Origin of the sequence: Escherichia sp. E2661 (assembly GCF_004745185.1) — a bacterium.
Classification (GTDB): Bacteria; Pseudomonadota; Gammaproteobacteria; order Enterobacterales; family Enterobacteriaceae; genus Escherichia.
In genome coordinates, this window is sequence record NZ_PDIG01000048.1 from 1 (window position 1) to 509 (window position 509).

The following is a 509-nucleotide window of genomic DNA, read 5'->3' on the forward strand; positions in this document are numbered from 1 at the left end:
CTTTGCTTTGGAATGATACCAAAAAACGCCTTCAGCGCAGCACACGGCACTGATGCAGAGAGCAAAATCACCAACGTCAAAGCCGGTGACCTGACGGCTAACAGTACCGATGCCGTTAACGGCTCTCAGCTGAAAACCACCAACGATAACGTGGCGACGAATACCACCAATATCGCCACTAACACCACCAATATCACCAACCTGACGGATTCCGTTGGCGACCTTAAGGATGATGCTCTTCTCTGGAAGGGTACAGCATTCAGCGCCGCGCACGGTACTGATGCAGAGAGCAAAATCACCAACGTCAAAGCCGGTGACCTGACGGCTAACAGTACCGATGCCGTTAACGGCTCTCAGCTGAAAACCACNAACGATACCGTGGCAGCCAACACCACCAATATCGCCACTAACACCACCAATATCACCAACCTGACTGACGCTGTTGACAGTCTCGGTGACGATTCACTGCTGTGGAGTGATACAGCGGGTGCATTCAGTGCTGCACACGG

General features: G+C 52.6%; 1 pseudogene. It reads left to right on the plus strand.

Annotation, left to right across the window (positions count from 1 at the left end):
- Positions 1–509 (plus strand): annotated as a pseudogene (locus CRI63_RS23535) (adhesin); the annotation flags it as partial.